Origin of the sequence: Bacteroides sp. AF20-13LB (assembly GCF_003603065.1) — a bacterium.
Taxonomy (GTDB): domain Bacteria; phylum Bacteroidota; class Bacteroidia; order Bacteroidales; family Bacteroidaceae; genus Bacteroides; species Bacteroides uniformis.
Map to the genome: position 1 here is coordinate 64,422 of NZ_QTMH01000012.1, position 20,623 is coordinate 85,044.

The 20,623-nt window shown below is 45.3% G+C and carries 15 protein-coding genes and 2 pseudogenes; 15 read left to right on the top strand and 2 right to left on the bottom strand.

Annotation, left to right across the window (positions count from 1 at the left end):
• The first annotated feature begins 3 nt into the window (after positions 1-3).
• From DWX62_RS15505 to DWX62_RS15515, 3 genes are read left to right on the top strand one after another with little or no spacing between them, the layout of a single operon-like run.
• Positions 4-927, top strand: a complete 924-nt coding sequence (locus DWX62_RS15505) for a thioredoxin domain-containing protein (protein WP_310592613.1) — start codon at positions 4-6, stop codon at positions 925-927.
• A 17-nt stretch (positions 928-944) separates the two neighbouring features.
• Complete coding sequence (locus tag DWX62_RS15510) at positions 945-1,934, top strand: DUF4249 family protein (protein ID WP_120172993.1); 990 nt, start codon at positions 945-947, stop codon at positions 1,932-1,934.
• A 34-nt stretch (positions 1,935-1,968) separates the two neighbouring features.
• Complete coding sequence (locus tag DWX62_RS15515; protein ID WP_120172994.1) at positions 1,969-4,200, top strand: TonB-dependent receptor; 2,232 nt, start codon at positions 1,969-1,971, stop codon at positions 4,198-4,200.
• Here DWX62_RS15515 and DWX62_RS15520 read toward each other — a convergent pair.
• Both DWX62_RS15520 and DWX62_RS15525 read right to left on the bottom strand, forming a co-directional pair.
• The gene (locus DWX62_RS15520) at positions 4,190-6,154 is read right to left on the bottom strand and encodes an ATP-binding protein (protein WP_120172995.1); all 1,965 of its coding nucleotides are present in this window, start codon (positions 6,152-6,154) and stop codon (positions 4,190-4,192) included. The two genes, DWX62_RS15515 and DWX62_RS15520, sit on opposite strands and share 11 nt — an antisense overlap.
• A gap of 155 nt (positions 6,155-6,309) precedes the next feature.
• Complete coding sequence (locus DWX62_RS15525) at positions 6,310-7,032, bottom strand: helix-turn-helix domain-containing protein (RefSeq protein WP_005825301.1); 723 nt, start codon at positions 7,030-7,032, stop codon at positions 6,310-6,312.
• Between the two features lie 180 nt (positions 7,033-7,212).
• Here DWX62_RS15525 and DWX62_RS15530 point away from each other — a divergent pair, with 180 nt between their 5' ends.
• From DWX62_RS15530 to DWX62_RS22340, 12 genes and pseudogenes are all read left to right on the top strand, one after another.
• Positions 7,213-7,356, top strand: coding sequence for a hypothetical protein (locus DWX62_RS15530; protein ID WP_225982629.1), 144 nt, complete (start codon positions 7,213-7,215; stop codon positions 7,354-7,356).
• 100 nt (positions 7,357-7,456) lie between these two features.
• Positions 7,457-7,771 carry a hypothetical protein gene (locus DWX62_RS15535; RefSeq protein ID WP_008662326.1) on the top strand — a complete coding sequence of 105 codons (315 nt, stop codon included), beginning with the start codon at positions 7,457-7,459 and terminating at the stop codon, positions 7,769-7,771.
• 47 nt (positions 7,772-7,818) lie between these two features.
• Entirely contained in the window at positions 7,819-8,682 is an 864-nt protein-coding gene (locus DWX62_RS15540) for a DUF4373 domain-containing protein (RefSeq protein WP_005834029.1), read from the top strand.
• A gap of 186 nt (positions 8,683-8,868) precedes the next feature.
• Positions 8,869-9,357 carry an HU family DNA-binding protein gene (locus DWX62_RS15545; RefSeq protein ID WP_005825310.1) on the top strand — a complete coding sequence of 163 codons (489 nt, stop codon included), beginning with the start codon at positions 8,869-8,871 and terminating at the stop codon, positions 9,355-9,357.
• A 158-nt stretch (positions 9,358-9,515) separates the two neighbouring features.
• Positions 9,516-9,956, top strand: coding sequence for an N-acetylmuramoyl-L-alanine amidase (locus tag DWX62_RS15550; protein WP_005825313.1), 441 nt, complete (start codon positions 9,516-9,518; stop codon positions 9,954-9,956).
• Positions 9,957-9,982: 26 nt separating this feature from the next.
• Positions 9,983-10,084 (top strand): smalltalk protein, encoded by a 102-nt coding sequence (locus DWX62_RS22025; RefSeq protein WP_005825315.1) that lies wholly within the window; start codon positions 9,983-9,985, stop codon positions 10,082-10,084.
• 107 nt (positions 10,085-10,191) lie between these two features.
• On the top strand, positions 10,192-13,452 hold the full coding sequence (locus DWX62_RS15555; RefSeq protein ID WP_117720869.1) for a hypothetical protein: 3,261 nt from the start codon (positions 10,192-10,194) through the stop codon (positions 13,450-13,452).
• Between the two features lie 14 nt (positions 13,453-13,466).
• Entirely contained in the window at positions 13,467-16,448 is a 2,982-nt protein-coding gene (locus DWX62_RS15560) for a DUF6443 domain-containing protein (RefSeq protein ID WP_243636279.1), read from the top strand.
• A complete protein-coding gene (locus DWX62_RS15565) occupies positions 16,411-16,989 on the top strand; it encodes a hypothetical protein (RefSeq protein WP_008662344.1) in 579 nt (192 codons plus the stop codon). Before DWX62_RS15560 ends, DWX62_RS15565 begins: the two co-directional genes overlap by 38 nt.
• A gap of 176 nt (positions 16,990-17,165) precedes the next feature.
• Positions 17,166-17,891, top strand: a pseudogene (locus tag DWX62_RS22335) (RHS repeat-associated core domain-containing protein); the annotation flags it as partial.
• Between the two features lie 580 nt (positions 17,892-18,471).
• Entirely contained in the window at positions 18,472-19,020 is a 549-nt protein-coding gene (locus DWX62_RS15575) for a hypothetical protein (protein WP_005825326.1), read from the top strand.
• 147 nt (positions 19,021-19,167) lie between these two features.
• Positions 19,168-20,623, top strand: a pseudogene (locus tag DWX62_RS22340) (RHS repeat-associated core domain-containing protein); the annotation flags it as partial.

The window sequence follows — 20,623 nt, forward strand, 5'->3', positions numbered from 1 at the left end:
ATTGTGGCAGAAGTGAATGGCTATGAAATCAGTGCTTCAGAGTTGTCCCGACTAACTACTCAGGAAACTTTTGATTTATTGAATACAGCTTACGAAATAAAGTTGAAAGCCTTGGACGATTTGATTAAGCATAAACTGATTGAGCAGGAAGCTGCTGCCGTGGGGAAAACGTTCAATGTTTTTCTTGATGATTATGTAAAAGAGATGATAAATGGTAAAGAAGACAGCCTGCTTATGATGTTCGGCTCAGTAGATGAACGTGTCCTCCATTCAAGAGAAAGGCTTAGCAAAGTGTCTTCAGGAAGTATTGAAGGGAATATTTCTTTGAGAAATGATATAAGGGCTGCTGTAATTCAGCATTTGGCAGATTCACTGTATAATAAAGCAGATATAAAAAGATATCTTTATCCTCCCAAACAGCCTCAATGTGTTATTAGTGACTTGAATGTACATTATAGAGGGAATCTTAATGCTGCTACCACTTTTATTGTAGCGTCCGACTTTGATTGCAAACGTTGTGTTGACTTTGAAAAGACGTTGAAACAGATTTATAGTGAATACAAGGATAAAGTGAGATTCGGCTTTATTAATTTCGCCGATGAGCCTACTCTTGCATCTTTGTCATGTGAAGCTGCCGTCAAATACAATAAATTCTGGGAGTTTCATGATGCCATTTTTGAACATGAGGCTTTGGTCGATTCTGCGTTTGTTTTTGCTACTGCCAGTAGACTGGGTCTGGATGTCGAAGAATATAAGCAAGAACTGCTGTCTGCGGTGAATTATGATAGGGTAAATCATACCATCAACAAATTGATGGAACGGGGACTATTTGCCACTCCTACCATTATCATTAATGACAGATTGATATATATCACAAATTCTTATGAAGAGCTGACTAGACTCTTGAAGCAGGAATTGGAACTGTAAAATAAATCTTGGCTATTATGGTGAGGTATTTCAGTATTATATGGACGTTGTGTCTGCTTTTTCTTTTGTCAGGTTGTGAGGAGGAGTTTGATGTTGATATTCCAGATTCTATGCTTGATGGAATTGTTTTTAACGGGGTGATAACCAGTGAGAATCCACCTTACTTTTTCCTTTTGAGAAAACCTGCTTTAATATCGGGTCAAGACGGACAATACGAAGGAATAGAAGATGCTACTATGATAGTGACTGATTGTACGGATGGCATTAAGGACACAATGCAGGTGCTTCATCCGTATGATGACTATGGTGGGGTCTTTTATGACTATTACGATTATTATCAGAAGAAGTCTGCACGTGTGGCAGTGAATCCCGGGCATGATAATATTTCTTGCCGGGGTATGTATGCCACTACCAAGATTTATGGTATAGAAGGGCATTCTTATCAGTTGGATATTTTTTATGGAGGAAAACATTATAAGTCTGATATTCAAAGAATGGAATCTGCATTGCCTATTACTGATATGAAATTGAAGCGTTTTGACTTTAACGAGAAAGGGCATACATGGGCACCTTGTATCAGTTTTATCAATCCCTTTGGAGTAGACAATTACTATCTGTTTCAATTGAATGCAAATAGTTATACAAATTATTCTCTTAAGCATCCTCAGTTTCTATTAAGTAGTGGCCAATTCTGGGGATATTCTATCTTGAGCGATGAGTATCTTGAAGAGAATGTGGTTGATTTTCTGATTGACGACGGAGAAAATCCTTTGGGTTATCCTCCGGGTTGGGATTATCCCATGGGAGATTCCCTATATGTATGGGCGCAGACCATTTCCAAGAGTTGTTATGACGTTTTCGACCAGATGATACGCCAGTTTCGGTCGGATGGTGGTGCTTATACGCCTGCACCGTCATCGGTGGGCAGCAATATAAGTGGCGGGGCGTATGGTTGCTTCCGTGTGAGTGCAGTTTCTGAAAAAGGCATTGCAACGGGGGAAAGATGATGTGTTGTTTTGTAATCGTAAGAAGATAAAGCTAATGAAACGGTCGCTGATTTATTTCTGTATTTTGTTTTTGAGCTGTCAGGCAGTGGTTGCCCAAAAGGTTGTTGTACGAGGGTGTGTGACGGATGCCAAAACGGGTGAGATTCTTTCGGATGCCAATGTGCTGGAACGAAGGTCGGGAACGGGAATGGCAACCAATGCTTACGGACTTTATTCCATATTACTTCCCAAGGGGGAATGTATATTGCAATGTTCCATGTTGGGGTATGTTACTTGGAGGGATACCTTGACTTTATCAGGAAACATGGTGGTGAATATCGCATTGACTCCCGATGATTATTGGCTGAAAGGTATCGAGATAGTGGGAAGCCGCAAGCATAGCGGACAATTTGCTTTAGAAGCAAAGGAAATACAAGCATTGCCATCTGTGGGAGGAGAACCGGATTTGATGAAGTCATTGCAATTTCTACCCGGAGTGCAGAGTGGCAATGAAGGGGCAAACAATATTTCTGTACGGGGCAGTAACCAATGGGGAAATCTGGTCTTGCTGGATGAGGCTGTAGTTTATAACCCCAGCCATGTATTGTCCTTCTTCTCGGTGTTCAACAACGATGCTATCCGTGAGGTGAACTTGTACAAATCGTTCTTCCCGCTGAAGTATGGCGGTCGTTCTTCATCCGTCATAGACGTGCGTATGCGCGAAGGCAACAGCAAGGAACGTGAACGGAGTGCCAGCTTGGGGTTGATAGCCTCGAAAGTGCTGTTGGAGGGACCTTTGAAGAAGAAAGAAGGGTCTTATCTGCTTTCCGGCCGGTTTGGATATCCGGGGGTAGTAGCCGGACTGTTGGGAAGTAATCTGACATCCAAACCGCAGATGTGGTTTTATGATGTCAATGCCAAAGTGAACAGAACGCTGGATGCTCGGAACCGGATGTTCTTTTCCTTGTATAGCGGAGGCGACCATACCGTGTTCAACAAGCTGGTGAAAGGCTATGGGATGGATTGGGGAAATGCCACGGCTACCATACGTTGGAACCATATACTGAATGATAAGACGAATGTGAATACGAGTGCTGTCTTCAGCAACTATTATTATAAGTATAAATCGTTGTCGGACGGATTGAGATATGTGTGGAAGTCGAACATGCAGTCGTATCAGTTGAAGTCGGATTGGGAGAGGTATCAGAACAATCTGCTGACCTTGAAGGGAGGGGTGAACCTACATTATTTCACTACGATGCCCGGTGAGGTGGGCAAGTCCGGTAAGGATTCTAACATCACTCCTTCGCAAATGCCGCGCAAGAGTTTGTGGGATGCGGCATTGTATGCAGAGGCAAATTATAAATTCTTGCCCCGTTTTCTTCTGAATGCCGGGGTCAGGCTGTCCGTACTGCATGCACCGGCCTCTGCCTATTATGCAGCCAAGACATTTGTGATGCCCGAACCCCGTGCCGAGCTCTCTTTTATTCCGAATGCCTCGCACCGGTTTTCTGCATCGTATACACAAGCGGCACAGAGCATACACATGCTCACCACCTCTTCGGTAGGTATCCCCTCGGACATGTGGATGCCTGCCAATGCACTGTTGAAGCCCTCCGTCATGCGCCAACTGGCATTGGGATATGAGTACAATTTTCCTGATAAGGAATATACATTGTCGCTGGAGGCATATATGCGCCGGACAAGCCATGTGGTGGATTATCGGAAAAATGCCGATATTTTTCAGAATGACTGGATAGAGGATGAAGTCGAAACCGGTTCTGCCAGAGGGTGTGGATTGGAATTCTACTTGTCAAAGAATAAAGGAGCCGTGACCGGATGGATTAGTTATACTCTCTCTCGTGCGCGTAACCGTATAGGAGGAGAGGAGTACAGACCGGTGTACGACCGTCCCCATAACCTGAAATTGTTCGTAAACTGGGAAATGAACAGACATTGGTCTCTGTCTTCCACTTTCTCCTATGCATCGGGGATGAATCTTACGCTCCCCATTGGAAAGTATGAATCGGAACATGTACTGGTCTATATTTATTCTGCCCGGAACGGTTATCGTGCTCCGGCTTTCCACCAGTTGGACTTTTCGGCGACGTGGCGTATCAGGCAAGACCGCAACTTGAGCCTTTCCATCATCAATGCTTATAGCCGGAAAAATGTGTTCTCTATTTATGCAGGGAGGCAAGGGCACTTTTCTGTAGGAAACGGGCGTATCTATAAACTGTATCTTTATGGCATCGTCCCTTCGCTGACCTATTCTTTCAAGTTTTGAGATAACTCTTATTTTTTTCCTCCACCGGCAGTACAAACACGAACCTTGCCCCCTCCTTGTACTCCTTGTCCAGCAGCACTTTCCCTTTCAGCCGTTCGGCGATGAGGCGGCAGATATTGAGTCCCAGACCGGTGCCTTGCCCGAAGCTGTCGGCCTTTTCAAAGCGTTCGAAGATGGTCTCGGAGTATTCCGGGGGAATGCCGGTACCGGTATCGGTGACGGAGAAGGTGACGTATCCGGGATTCTCTGTGAGAGAGCAGTGCAGGCGGATTTCGCCTTGTGTGGTGTGTTTCTCTGCATTGGTAAGGAAGTTGATGAGTATCTGGCACACACGTTGCCCGTCGGTGCTCAGTTCGTAGCAGTCGTCCACTTCGGAGGTGTAGTAGAGCTTCACGCCTTCGGGCTTGCGGTGTTCAACGGTGGTTATGGCTTCCCGGCAGAGCTTGTTGCAACTGTGCGGCGCTATCTTCATGGTGTATCTGTTGCTTTCCAACTCGGCTGCGCTGAGGATGTCCCCCACCAGTGTAAGGAGGAGGTCGGAATTGTGCTGTATGAGATGGCAGAAATCCTGCCTTTCCTCTTGGGAAAGGTTCGCGTCGGGGGAAGTGATGAGTTGTGAGAAGCCCACGATAGAGTTGAGCGGTGTCCGTATTTCGTGACTCATGTTCTGCAGGAAGATGCTCTTTGCCTTGTTGGCTGCTTCGGCTTGGTCGCGCGCTTCGGAAAGTTCCTCGTTCTTGTGGCATAGTTCGAGGTTGACTTTACGTTTGCGGTGGAGGTAGAGCATCAGGAAAAGCAGGGATAACAGCAAAAAGCCGGTGACAATGCTGAAAAGAGTGATGCGGTAGCGCGAGGTGGCCTGTATGTTTTCCATTTTCAGACGTTCGGCGCCTATCTGGGTGTTCAGTTCGGCGATGTCCGACAGTTGCAGGAGATTGTTCGTCGAATCCAACTGCTGGTGGTATTTTTTCAGATATTTGATGGCATTGGGATAGTCTTTGGCGCATTCGTAAATGTAGGCATGTTGTTGCAAGCCTTTCTCGGACAATTGGTCAGCGTGGGCATGGGCCTGCTCATACTGTTTGTCCAGTATGTTCTTGCTGATGTGGGCTATCAGTAGGGAAACGCTGGCAGAGAGCTTGCAACGGTCCGCCATTTGTACGGCTTCTTTATAGCAGTCGTTGAATTCATCTATACGTCCCTGCCGGAATAGTACCAGGCATTTCTCTATCATGGCTTGGGCTATGTTCCGTTCTGTTTTGGCGCTCTTCAAGGCTTTTTCGCAATAGTCCAGTGCGGTGGCGTAATCTTTTTGGGTGTTACGGTAATATTCGGCAAGGCTTGAGTATAGTTGGCTGGGATCTTGGTCGGGCATATTCTTCAGCATATAGTCCAAGGCTTCCTGATAGTATTGGGCGGAGAGGTCGAAGTTTCCGCGTGATTTGTAGATATGGCCCATGGTTCGGATACAGCTGAAGATACCGTAAGGGTATCTGTCGGCAAAAGCTTGCTTTTTCATTTTTTCCGCTTTCTGCAAGGCGAGCAATGAGCGTTGTTGGTTCAGGAAGTAGATGATTTCGCTGCTCCAAGCGTGATAATAATATTGCAGATAGTTATTGGCACGTGAAATCTCTTTCAGGTCAGTGGATGCCTTTTCTATTTTGCTATCATCTTTTTGGGATATATAGAACTGCAGGGGGATGATGTATGCCAGGCATTGTGCTTTTTTGTCACCGAGCTTCAGAGCCTGTTGATACAAAGTGTCGGCCACCAGCAACCCCTCCTGCTGGCGTGCCTGCTTGGAAGCCCGCTGGTAGATGGGGTAGAGTGCATCGTCTATCTTGTAGGGATTGTTCTGTGCTGCGGAAGGTAGGAACACCCATACTGAAAGCACTAGAAAACATAACCTTGAAAGAATGCACTCCCTCTTTGTTCTATTGGATGGAATAAGCATGTTTTTTTCCGGATACTTATTATTATGCCTATGGCATCGCAAAAATAAGATAAAAGAATAAATTACAAGCTTTTTTTGTATAATTTCTCTGTTTGCTTGTTAAATAGTCCTTGCCAGGAGCTTTCTTACGAAATTTCCGGTGATAATGCCGCCCTCTACATCATCATATTCTTCCTTATCGAGAACTTCACGATGGCCATTGCATTGACTGCCGCCAGCGGCAGGTCCATGGGGTCGTGGTGGTTGTTGTAGCTCACCAGACGGATGCAGTCCGGCCGTTCCGAGTGGTTGACGTATTTCACTGCCAGGTATTCGTCGCCGCCCCGTTCGAAGGAGACGAGATACATTTCACCGTAGATGACGTCGGTGAAGTCGCGGATGGACTTAAAGCCTACGATGTCACCGGACTTGAGGATGGGATACATCGAGTCGCCCGAGACGTAGACGGCACCGTCGCACACAGGGATATTGGGAATTACAATCCGCCCCAAGGCGTACTGCGGGCGGTCAGCCAGCAGTGTCTTCAGGTTGGCGGCGGCAGAGATGTCATAGAGGGTCACGCTACGGTCGTCCATAGGGTCGGCTGTTTTCGGTGTGTGAAGTATTTCCACTTCACCTTGTACCAAGTCATTGTCACAGAATTTTGAATGATGTGCAGGCGAGCCCTTTCCCGTCAGCAGCCAGTTGTAGTCCACGTCGTCCAGGCTGCCCAGCAGCAGGGGGAAGTCGATGCTGTTGCGGGCGTTCCAGTTGCTCAGTGTGGAGCGTGATATACCCAGAAAGGCGGCAAGTTCGCTGTCTGTCTTGAATTCTTTCGCCAGTTTGGCACGTTTTATGATGTCTGCCGCACAAAATACCGGGTCTTTGTCATTCGCCATATTCTTCAGTTTTTACGTGTAAATTATTCAGAAAATATTATCTCCTCATTTATACTGTCTTACGTCTTATTTAAGAATTTAATTCCCGATTTGTTTGTTTTGTAAATGAAAACAGCATTATCTTTGTTGGGACAAAAATACATATCATGTTTTATAAATGCAAATAAAAGGGAGGGATTTATGGAAAATACACATCTGGTCTTTTATCCGGAAGCATCCGAATTTAGCAAAAATACTTACGAATTTGAAAAAATGGGCATCCGCCTTGCCGGATGTATAGATGAGGTGCGTTGGAAGTATAGATGCAACGCGCTGGATGTATAGATAGAATACGCTGGATATATACTTCCAGCAAACAGCCCCTACAAGCATCTTTGGCAGGGGCGTGCCGAAAAAATATTATTGTACTAATTCTTAACAAAAAATGGTTATGGAACAGATTATTGAAAAAAATGTTCGTTTCTGTGGATGTTGCCACAGAGAACTGCCCGTTGATTCTTTTTATGTAGACAAGCGTACGCTTGCCCCCGACAATTATTGCAAGGAATGCCGTAGGGCGATGAGCAACGCCCGCTACCGTCGCTCACTTCCAGCAAGCAATCCCCTCCGTTATCCGGTCATCACTGAAATTTCGGACTGTACCCTTCGTATGTATCTTATTCTGAATGCTTTGAAGGTAGTGCGCGAAAGCGTGCTCCGCAAGCGGAAACGCCTATGCGAAGCAGGTGATATAGAATGATACAAGCCGCTCTCTCCCCCTAATCACTAACCCCTAATCATCAAACCATGTCCAGAATCAAAAAACGGGGACTTGACTATTTCCCCTTGAACACAGACTTCATGCACGACCGTCTGGTGCGCCGCATCATGAAACGTGAGGGTGACGGCTCCTTTGCCATTCTGCTGGGCGCCCTCTCCTGCATTTATGCCGACGAAGGCTATTACGTGTGTGCCGACGAGCTTTTCTACGAAGACCTTTCCGCCTGCCTCTATGAAAAGACGGCTGCCGACGTGAAGCGCATTCTTGCCCTGGCTGTGGAGTACGGCATTTTCAATGCCGCCCTTTTCGGCAAATACGCCATCTTGACTTCTGCTGAGATACAGCGGCAGTATCTGTTCAGTACCAAGCGCCGGAAATCTTCCGCCATAGACACACGTTATTGTCTGGTGGATGATTCTCAGAGCGATGACGAGGCCGCGCCGACTGCCGCCGGGAGAGTGCCGTCTGCCAATGGAAGCGTGCCGTCCGCTGCCGAAAGTGCAGCATTTAAGCCCGAAAATGCGACATCGGGTACATATAGCACAGCAGAGCATAGCACATCACAACACAGCAAAGAAAATCCCCTCCTCCATAGTTCCCCCGGAACCGGGGGCACTGAGGGCGCGGATGTGCCATCCGCGGAGGGGGAATATCTTCGGAAAATAGAGCAACTGCAACCGCCGCAGGATGGCACGGACCGCAACCTGGACGGGTTGCTTTTCAATCTGAAGCAGTTCCATATTCCTCCGCAAGAGCAGTATGCCATTATCCTCAAAAGTAATTTCGGTGCTATCGGCCACCCTTTGTGGAAGGGCTTCTATGCCTTGCGCGAGAGTCATGGCAAGATACGGCAACCGGGGCGATACCTGCTGAGCCTGTGCTGTAAGTAAAGTTTTCGATTTGTGAATAAATTCATGAAGAAAAACGGTTTTTTTAATTTGCACACTTTTCCGGATAGCGTTATCTTTGCAATGTGGTTAAGCTTAATACACAAAAATAAAACAATGCTGTTTCATTTGAAAAAAACGAATCCTTGAATTTCAAGACAAACTATTAATTTTTAAAACAAAACTACTATGCCAGTAATTTACAAATCATTTCAGTCGGTTCTTGCCAACAAAGAGGGCAAGAAGCTTTTCTATCCCCGCGTGGTGCTGACGGGGAATGTGGACACCGAGCAGGTGGCCAAGGAGATTGCGGAATTGTCTTCCCTCTCTACGGGTGACTCGAAGAATGTCATCGACAACCTGGTGACCGTGATGACTCGCCACCTGCAGTCTTCCGAGAGCGTGACGCTGGACGGTCTGGGTACTTTCCGCCTTACGATGAAGTCCACCATGAACGGTGTGGAAGACCCTCTGAAGGTATCGGCTACCCAGTCCACACTACGAGTGCGTTTTCTGCCCACCTCCAAGCGTAATCTGGACCATACGGTGTCTACCCGTTCGCTGGTGACCGGGGTGAAGTGCGTGCGCTTCGACCTTCAGGACACGGCAGGTTCGGGCGGCAACGACGGTGGCTCGGGCGGTAACGACGGTGACCAAGGTGAAAATCCGTTGGGATAAGGCCATTTACGATTTGACGATTTACGATGTACGATTGAAATTCGTACTGCTAAATAACCGCGCCTATGCAGGCATTTATGATACGAAAAGTAATCGTACATCGTAAATCGTCAAATCATAAATTACTAATCTTCAATCATTAATCACTAACTAATCTTATGCGAAAAATCAACTACATCGTGGTGCATTGCAGCGCCACGCGGGAGGGCTGTACGCTTACTTCCGAGGCTCTGGAGGCAGAGCACCGCCGCCGTGGCTTCCGCACGACGGGCTATCACTACTATATCCGGAGAGACGGTACTGTGCTCGGAACCCGTTCCTTGGAACTGCCCGGTGCGCATTGCCGCGGTCACAACAAGTATTCGATAGGTATCTGCTACGAAGGCGGGCTGGATGCCCGGGGAAATCCGAAGGATACCCGTACGCCGGAGCAGCGTTCGGCCCTGCACCTGCTGGTGTACCAGCTGCTACAACAGTTCCGGAATGCCCGTGTATGCGGCCACCGCGACCTCAGTCCCGATTTGGACGGAGATGGGACGGTGGAGCCGTGGGAGTGGGTGAAGCAGTGTCCGTGCTTCGAGGTAAGTAAAGAATTTTAAAACAATCATCCTTAAAACATGGAATTATGAAAATAAGCAAAGAAACCTGGAAAGATATCTTGAAAATTGTGGGCACCATCATTGCCACCATAGCCAGTGTGCTGGGCGTGCAGGCGATGCCACTGTAGGAGGCTGAAAAGCCAGCAAGGGAATGGGAGAGGCTTGGAAAACAGCCTCCCCCATCCCTTATCCCGCAAAACATATTGAATAATTTTTCTAATAACAACGATTTATCATGAAAAGAATATCCTTGTTTTTATTACTGTTCCTTTTACTGAAGGCAACGGTTATGTATTCGCAGGATGGCCATCCTGAAACCAACTTCCGGATTGTTCCGGTATCTCCCAATGCAGCTTCATTGGGAACGTATGGACTGATACCTACTGACAATTATGTGGGGCAAGCCCGAATCAGCATTCCCATTTACGAGATTGACCTTGACGGAAAGAAGTTCCCCATTGCACTATCGTACCATACGGACGGAACACGTGTTGCACAAGAAGCTACTTGGATTGGCCTTGGATGGACCCTCCAGGCAGGAGGGTGCGTCGTCAGACAAGTGCAGGGTACGGACGACTTTGCAGCACGTGGATGCTATAACCTTACTGATGCTCCGTGGCTGACCAATCCCAGATTTGAAGTGACCGACCAGAATTTGGAGAAGTATATGGGTTATTTCAAAGGTGACTATGATGCCGAACCTGATATGTTTTACTTCAATGCAGGCGGACATTCGGGCTCCATGTATTTCGACGTATTGAAGAACAACCGACAACTGAATGCCGTCCCTACCATCCAAACACAAGAAAAAGTGGTAAAGATGGTATACAATACAAGTAACAAAACATGGACCATGACGGACTTGGAAGGATATGTCTATTCCTTCTCGACAAAAGAAATCACATACTATTTCTTAAATACCATTGATTTTTTTCAAACAGATATAACTAGAAGTCATATATTTCCATACTATAACGAACCGCAGATTGTAACAGCCTGGATGCTTGACTCTGTGACATCTCCCAACGGTGGAAAGATTACGTTTAGTTACAAAAAAGAAAGTATTTTTACTCCCATTTCTACTACAGAAGACGTTATATCTTTGTCTAAAATAGTGAATGGCCAATTGTCTTCACAATCTCCGCAGTATTTCACCAATAAGTTCAACTACAATTACTCATACTCCAAGATAGAGCAATGGACATTGTCGGCTATTACTTTTGAAGGGGGTAAAGTAGAATTCGGTACAACTGATCGTGAGGATATAGAGAGTGCGGAAACCGGAAAAAAGGTACAGAAGCTGTCGAGTATCAAGGTGAGTGATACTGCCGGTAACCTTATCAAGACCACCATGCTGGAGTATAAATATCTGCTTAGCGGAATGGCTGCCACTACCAATGGTTATGATGACCGTTTGTTATTGTCGAAGGTATATGATGTGGCTGGTTCGAAGAAGAACAATGTATATACCATGGATTACAATATGGGGAAATTGCCGCCCAAACGCTCTCTGTCTGTAGATGCCTGGGGATTCTACAACGGTGCGTCACCAATGACTGCTTCTTTAAAGATTAGCCCCAGCATTTATTGGTCGGAGTCGATAAAGCCGAGCAGTAAGACGAGTTTGTTTAAAGAAGGTATGGACCGTTCATTCAATGAGGCGTTGTGCAAGATAGGGACGCTGCGCACTATCACCTATCCTACGGGTGGCACAACTACCTTTGAGTATGAAGGACATCGTTTTGAAACTTTGCCTATGATGCCCCCCTTGCGCGAAGGAACCCTTAACCTGGTAGACAACGGTATGCCGCCCGTGGCACCCGGAGCTCCTGTCCTTATGTATATTGGCGAGCCTTTTGAAGTGGACGATGCCAATCCCAAGATTATCATCCGCAGAAGACATGACGAACCTCATCCCAGTGAACATCTTGCTTCGTCGCTTACTTACACAACACAACTCGAAAAGAAAGAGGGTAATGGTTATAGAACCTTGTTCTCTTCTCCCGATTATGATGTGATGGAGCCCTGGCCTGATGACACTGAAAAGCAACTGGACAGAGGTACGTATCGTGTGACATTGGCAGTGCAGAATGTAAGGTTGGAGTATCCTATCAATATTTCGGTAGAGATAGTAGGCAAAACGAATGCTCCCTTGGATAAGGATTACCTGGGTGCCGGGCTGCGCATCAAGTCCATCACGAATACGGACGGCAACGGTAACCAGAGTTGGCGTAAGTTTGAATATCAGGATGCAAAGCTGATGGTGAAGCCGGTATTCAACGCACCGGTCTATGTAGAACAAATGCAAAGTTGGGCGGGAAACTGGATGAATGCTTACTATGAACTGATTCAATCTGCTCCTTATATCCCTTTGACGAATCTTTCCAGAGGAAACCTTGTGGGATATACGGCGGTCAGTGAATCATATGGCGACATGGATACTCAGGGATATACCACTTACAGATACCATAACGTTCCGGATGAGGTTACTGATATATACCTGGCCGGCATTCCTACGGTGCCTGACTATGAGAACGGTAAACTTTCGTCGGTAGAATATAGGGATAAAAATCATAAACTGCTGAAGAGAGAGGAGTACACCTACTCACCTTCTTCTTCGGAAGAGGTTTGGGCACCGAAAATACGCAACTATTATTTCAATCCGGATTATTCCCATCCTACCCGTACCATGCAGCCTTACAATCTGTGGGCACAATCGTACTATCTCAGCAAGAAAGTGACTACCGACTATCGCGCTGAAGGCAATATAGTGGACGAAGAGAGATATGCCTATACTGACTATGGGGTACTTTCTTCCTTGAAGAGCAACAAGCACGGGGTGGAGAAAGAAAAGCAGTTTAAATATGCAAACAGCTTTACGGATGCCGTTTCCGTCAAGATGAAAGGGAAATATATGGTGGGCATACCCATAGAACGCGTCGAACTCTCTGCCGGCAAAGTGGTGAATGCGTCGAAGACGGAATATAAAGACACGCTCAACATGATATTGCCCAAACGTACGTTGAAATTCAGCTCTACTACTCCCAAGACACTGGCCGATTATGCGGGAGCCTATGTGCAGGATATTTGGTTTGGCAAGTACACTTCAAGAGGCCGGCTGCTGGGTTATATACGCAACAATTTGCCGGTGAGCTTCCTATGGGCCTATAACAATCTTTATCCGGTGGCCAAGATAGAAGGAAAGACGTATGAGGCTGTAGAGAAAATCTCGTCGGCGAGCATCAGCCAACTGCCGGCCAATGCGAATACTGCGTCCATTACAGCTGTCCTGAACACAGTGCGAAACGGGCTTGCCAACGACAATGCTTTGGTTACTACCTATCTCTATCGCCCGCTTGTGGGTGTTACGGAAATTGTAGAACCGAATAAAGAGAAAGCGACCTTTACCTATGATGACTTCAACCGCTTGTTCCAGGTTAAGGAGCATAATGGAAAGGTAGTGAATGAATATCAGTATAATTACAAACCCCAATGAAACGAAAGAATTGTATGAAACGAAAATATATGTTCATGGCGTTGCTGTGCTATGCACTGACAACAGCGGCGCAGGATGCCAGCCACAATTATGTGCGTACCCGTAGCATGCTGGATGAAATGGGAGGTAAATACCTGGATAAGGTGGAGTATTTTGATGGCCTGGGACGTCCGTTCCAGACGGTATTGAAGAAGGTGACGGCAAGCAACAGCAATCTGGTGACGCTGCAGGAGTACGACGTTGCAGGACGTGCCGTGAATTCCTGGCTGCCGATAGTCTCGTCTGCCGAGTATGTGGCGCCTGCTGCATTCAAGAGCAGTGCGCCCAGCAACTATGGCAACGACTCGCGTCCTTACGGCCAGCCGGTGTACGAGGCTTCTCCGCTGAACCGTACCGTCAAGGAATACGGACCGGGAGCCGCATGGCATGGCGGGCATTCCGTCAATACGGACTATCTGGCCAACAGTACGGCTAACGCGCAGTTGAACTGCATCAACTATGGCGTAAGCAGTGCAGGCGCACTGACGAGCAACGGCAGCTATGCTTCCGGCCAGCTTTCGGTCGTTAAAACCACCGATGAAGACCTGAACGTGAGCTACACCTTCACCGACAAGATGGGACATGTTGTATTGTCCCGTCAGATGAAGGGCAGCGAAACGCACGACACTTACTATGTGTATGACGACAAAAGCAATCTTTGTTTCGTGCTCCAGCCTATGTACCAAAGCTTGGCCAATCTCGACTTGTATGCCTTCCAGTACAAATACGACGGACGTAACCGTTGTATCTGGAAGAAGCTTCCCGGTGCGGGATATATGGAAATGGTGTATGACAATGCCGACCGCCTGGTATTCTCGCAGGACGGCAACCAGCGTGCCCTTACATCCGGTAACTGGACGTACTACAAGTACGACGGGCTGAACCGCCTGACGGAACAGGGGACTTGTACCAACAAAGTGACCACTTCTGGAACGAATGTACTTGTGCAGCACTTCTATGACAGTTACGCTTTCCGTTCGCAAGCAGGTTTCAATAACAGCAATTTCCCTGATGATGCTTCGGGCAATGGAAAAGGTGCCTTGACTGCAAGTGTGGCAACGGTACTTGGTAGTAGTAACAAGATTTATACCGCATACTACTATGACATCAAGGGACGTGTGGTGAAGACTGTACAAAGTAATCCTTTGGGTGGTTATGATGTAGCAGCTACCGTCTATACTTTTACAAACAAGCCTGCTACAGTGACCCATACCCACACGGCAAGCGGAAAAACAACCCGCACGGAAGTGTATACTTACAGCTACGACCATGCGGACAGACTCTTGAAGGTGGAGCATACGCTAGGTGGCACCAAGATAACCCTTGCCGACTATGCGTATGACAACTTGGGCAGACTGCAATCAAAGTCCCTGCACGGAAGTGCCACCAACAAGCTGACGTATGCCTATAATGTCCGTGGCTGGCTGACGGGAATTAGTGGAAGCAAGTTTACACAGAATCTGTACTACAACACCGGCACCGGCACCGCCAAATACAACGGCAGCATCAGCAGCATGACGTGGAAGGCTGGAAATGAGAGCACTATCCGTGGCTATAAGTTCACTTACGACGGATTAAGCCGTCTGATGAACGCCACTTACGGCGAAACAGCCGGCATCAATACGAACACCAACCGTTTCAGTGAGAATGTAACCGCCTATGACAAGAACGGCAACATCAAGACCTTGCAACGTTACGGTCAGACCGCTGCTTCCAGTTACGGTTTGATTGATAACCTGACTTTCACCCTCGCCGGCAATCAGTTGAGCCGTGTGGACGATGCGGCAGCAGCTTCTGCCTACAATGGTGGTTTCGAGTTCAAGGACGGTGTGAAGCAGGCGAACGAATACACTTACGATTCCAATGGAAATTTAACTAAAGATTTAAACAAGGGAATTAGTACAATTACCTATAATGTATTAAATTTGCCCAATATGGTCACGTTCAGTGACGGTAGTACGATTGCCTATACTTATGGTGCCGACGGCACAAAGCTGAAAACTGTCCATAAGACAGGCAGCACTACTACCACGACGGACTATTGCGGAAACGTGGTCTATGAGAACGGTGTTCAGAAGTTGCTGCTGACCGATGAAGGCTATGTTACTTTGAGCGACGGCAAGTATCATTACTACTTGAAAGACCATCAGGGTAATAACCGGGTTGTGATTAACCAAAGCGGCACGGTAGAGGAAGCGAACCATTACTATCCCTTCGGTGGTGTGTTTGCAAGCTCAGGCAATGTGCAGCCTTACAAGTATAACGGCAAGGAGTATGACTCGAAGAAAGGTTTGAACTGGTATGATTATGGTGCAAGGCATTATGATGCGGTATTGGGTAGGTTTACGACGAATGACAGATTTGCCGAGAAATATTATTCGATGTCTCCGTATCAGTATGGGGCGAATAGTCCAGTTGGGAATATTGATGTGAATGGGGATAGCATAATTATTAAACCTAATGCGAATGGAATAATTGATCAGATAAAAGTGCTCTTTGGGTATGATACAAAATTCCAAAAAGATGTAAAAGCAGATCTTTTCCAACTTAAACAAGATGATAAAAAGGTAGCTGATATTATTGGAAAATTAGAAGAGAGTAAGAATATACATTATATCACAATGCCTAAAAAAGGAGAGTATAACTCTACTGGGTTTAATGCAGACAAGGTAAAAAAGAATATTTCACAAGGTAGTGAAATTTATTATAACCCCTATAATCGGAGAAGAGGCCGAAATGACAGCGACATGAGAACACCAAGAATAGGTTTAGCTCATGAACTTCAACATTCATTTGATGTTGATAAGAAGGTGGCTACTTATGAAAGGACGAAAAACGGTATTTTATTAATGGATATACGCGCTATCAATACCGAGAACCGAATAAGAAAAGTAATAGGTGAACCTAAAAGAACGATGTATGGAACCCAAAAAGTACCGAAAGAATTATTGGAGTAGGATGCTGATTTTAATAGTAATTATTATCGGAGGGATATCTTTATATTTATACATAAAGTATGATTATTCTGAAAAAGCTACGATAGATTCTAATAACTTAATTACTACTGCGCCTTGTATGATAACAACTAATATAGCGTGGCATGATTCTATTTGTAAGGTTGTATTAGATGAGATTGAATTGGTATCAGTTATAGATGAAGAGGACTATATAACGAAACCTTTTTATGAAAATTTTATCAAGTTATCTGATAAAGACACTTTAATAATGGACAGTCTCTCGTATATACAATTGAAAGACTATGTCGTTGTTCCGGAATATCGTATAGATTCTATTTGTAAACGTGAAGGAATAAAAGGTTTGTTTTCAGCTTATTTTGATGATATATGGTTTACTCCGTGTTATAATGAGAATAGTGTATTAAGTTTATCGGAACAAAGGTATGTTATTTATGTATTATTGCAACATGGTTTATCTGTTAGAAGAGATTGTGAATCAGGTGATATATATATAAATAGAAGCGCTACTCTCAAAAATTAGAAATTATAGTTTAGTAATCAGATAAATTTTGTTGTAACGGATGTTATTTGTTTACTACTTCTGAATATCAGAATCTTCTGATTCAATAATCTAAATGATTCCCTGCTTACATACAGCGATGTAGGCAGGGAATTTCATATAGTATTATTTCTATGATAAGAATTTCTAAGCTCACTTACGACGGTCTGATTGAAAACCTCACCTTCACGTTTGCGGGCAACCGCCCGACCCGTGTGGACGATGCGGTAGCGGCTTCTGCCTACGGTGGCGGTTTCGAGTTCAAAGATGCCGTGAAGCAGGCAAATGAGTACGCCTACGATGCCAATGGAAATTTAACTAAAGATTTGAACAAGGGAATTAGCAACATATCGTATAATTGCTTAAATTTGCCAAGTACGGTGACTTTCAGTGACGGCAGTAGGATAAGTCATACATACGGTGCCGACGGCACGAAGCTGAAAACTGTCCATAAGACAGGCAGTACTACCACCACGACGGACTATTGCGGAAACGTGGTCTATGAGAACGGTGTTCGGAAGTTGTTGCTGACCGATGAGGGCTATGTTACTTTGAGCGACGGCAAGTATCATTACTACTTGCACCAGGGGAACAACCGGGTAGTCATCAACCAGAGCGGCACTGTAGAGGAGACGAACCATTACTATCCGTTCGGTGGTGTGTTTGCAAGTACAGGCAATGTGCAGCCTTACAAGTATAACGGCAAGGAGCTTGATGCGAAGAAAGGGTTGAACTGGTATGACTACGGTGCAAGGCATTATGATGCGGCGTTGGGGAGGTTTACGACAAATGACAGATTTGCTGAGAAGTATCATTCATTGTCTCCGTATCAGTATGGAGCGAATAATCCAGTGAATACCATTGACATCAATGGAGATAGCTTGCTTATTGTAACTCCAGCAGCTATTGAAGCTATTTACAATGGTTTGCAGGATGGTAGTAACATAAAGATGCAATTCAATAATGGTATATTGGATCCAACTTCCATTGCGAAACAAGCTAATAGTAGTAATGATTTCTTTCTGAAAGACTTATTTGAGATTGCCAATAGTGAGAAAATGGTAGAACTGTCATTATCTGATAAGAATACATATAAAATGAATGGGAAGACTGTAGAAGAAACTTTTGGTACTCCTTATGACGATGATGATAGCGAAATACCTGCTCATCAAAAAGAAGAGTATTCAAAGGCTGGAGTCCCTTTTGGAAAACATATTCAAGGAAATTTAGGTCAGACATTAGTACCTGACAAGAGGTTAGCTTCCGGTAAGAGTTCAACCAATAGCCATGTACAAGTCATAATTAATAAGAATGGCACTTTGAATCATCGAACAGTTGGGATTGCACACGAATTTGGGCATGTTATTTTATACTTGAGGAATGTACCGTTTAGCCACGGACAGCCAGGGGTCAATAATTTTATATACAATAAAAGAGCTGATGTAATGTCAAAACGATTAGGATATGACTATTAAATTAAAACTATTTTTCATGTTTATTATGCTTCCGCCATTATTGTACGGACAAAATAAGTTGGTGGAAGAAAGTATAATATATTCAAGTGATATAAGTTCCTATAAAAAGAAGATAGAAAAAACTATCTTTTTTGATACTGAGACCAACTTACCAGTTTTTGAATTGATATTGGATACTGCAAGATCTTCTAAAATGTATACTTCTTATTATTTTAGGAAGCGGTTGCGAGAAGTCTCAACGGAAATTTCTTATATTGGTGGAAACGAATCATTAAGGAAATACCAAGATAGTCTTTATTGGGAAAACTACAATGGTGATGAACAGAATGCCTCTTGTTTATACACTATTCTTTTTGACAGAAAACTTAAAATTAGAGAAATAAAAATTGTGAAAAGGGCAGGGTATAATAACTCCAAGTATAATTACGATAAGTTAATAAAAAAAATACTCCTATCCACTGAAGGAAGTTGGCAAAAAACGAATAATGCACTTTCTGAAGAATGGTATTTTATATTTGGACGTTTCTTGATAAGATAAAATATTCTGTTTCAGTGTATGTTCTTCCCCCATTGTTCCCAAGTCCCCGAATCTCTGATTCAATAAACTAAATGATTCCCTGCTTATGTCTTTTGAATATAAGCAGGGAATTTGTTTTTCAGTTTGGCTTCGTGAATCATCTGCCTTTTGCTTTCTATACGCAATTTTTCCGGTCAGCTTTCGGTTATTAAAACCACCGATGAAGACCTGAACGTGAGCTACACCTTTACCGATGAGATGGGACATGTTGTATTGACGCGTCAGATGAAAGGCAGTGAAACGCACGACACTTACTATGTGTATGACGACAAAAGTAATCTTTGTTTCGTACTCCAGCCTATGTACCAGAGCTCGGCCAATCTCGACTTGTATGCTTTTCAGTACAAATACGACGGACGCAACCGCTGTATCTGGAAGAAGCTTCCCGGTGCGGGATATATGGAAATGGTGTATGACAATGCCGACCGCCTGGTATTCTCGCAGGACGGCAACCAGCGTGCCCTTACATCCGGTAACTGGACGTACTACAAGTACGACGGGCTGAACCGCCTGACGGAACAGGGGACTTGTACCAACAAAGTGACCACTTCTGGAACGAATGTACTTGTGCAGCACTTCTATGACAGTTACGCTTTCCGTTCGCAAGCAGGTTTCAATAACAGCAATTTCCCTGATGATGCTTCGGGCAATGGAAAAGGTGCCTTGACTGCAAGTGTGGCAACGGTACTTGGTAGTAGTAACAAGATTTATACCGCATACTACTATGACATCAAGGGACGTGTGGCAAAGACCGTGCAAAGCAATCTCTTGGGGGGCTATGATGTGACGGCTACCATATATACCTTCACCGATAAGCCCGCTACTGTAACGCATACGCATACTGCAAGCGGAAAGCCCACTCGTACTGAAATGTATACTTACAGCTACAACCACGCGGACAGACTCTTGAAAGTAGAGCATACATTAGGCGGCACCAAGATAACCCTTGCCGACTATGCGTATGACAACTTGGGCAGACTGCAGTCCAAGTCTCTGCACGGAAGTGCCACCAACAAGCTGACGTATGCCTATAATGTCCGTGGCTGGCTGACGGGAATTAGTGGAAGCAAGTTTACACAGAATCTGTACTACAACACCGGCACCGGCACCGCCAAATACAACGGCAGCATCAGCAGCATGACGTGGAAGGCTGGAAATGAGAGCACTATCCGTGGCTATAAGTTCACTTACGACGGATTAAGCCGTCTGATGAACGCCACTTACGGCGAAACAGCCGGCATCAATACAAACACCAACCGTTTCAGTGAGAATGTAACCGCCTATGACAAAAACGGCAACATCAAGACCTTGCAACGTTACGGTCAGACCGCCGCTTCCGGTTACGGACTGATTGATAACCTGACTTTCACCCTCGGTGGCAATCTGTTGAACCGCGTGGACGATGCGGCAGCGGCTTCCGCCTACGGTGGCGGCTTCGAGTTCAAGGACGGCGTGAAGCAGGCGAACGAATACACTTACGATTCCAATGGAAATTTAACTAAAGATTTAAACAAGGGAATTAGTACAATTACCTATAATGTATTAAATTTGCCCAATATGGTCA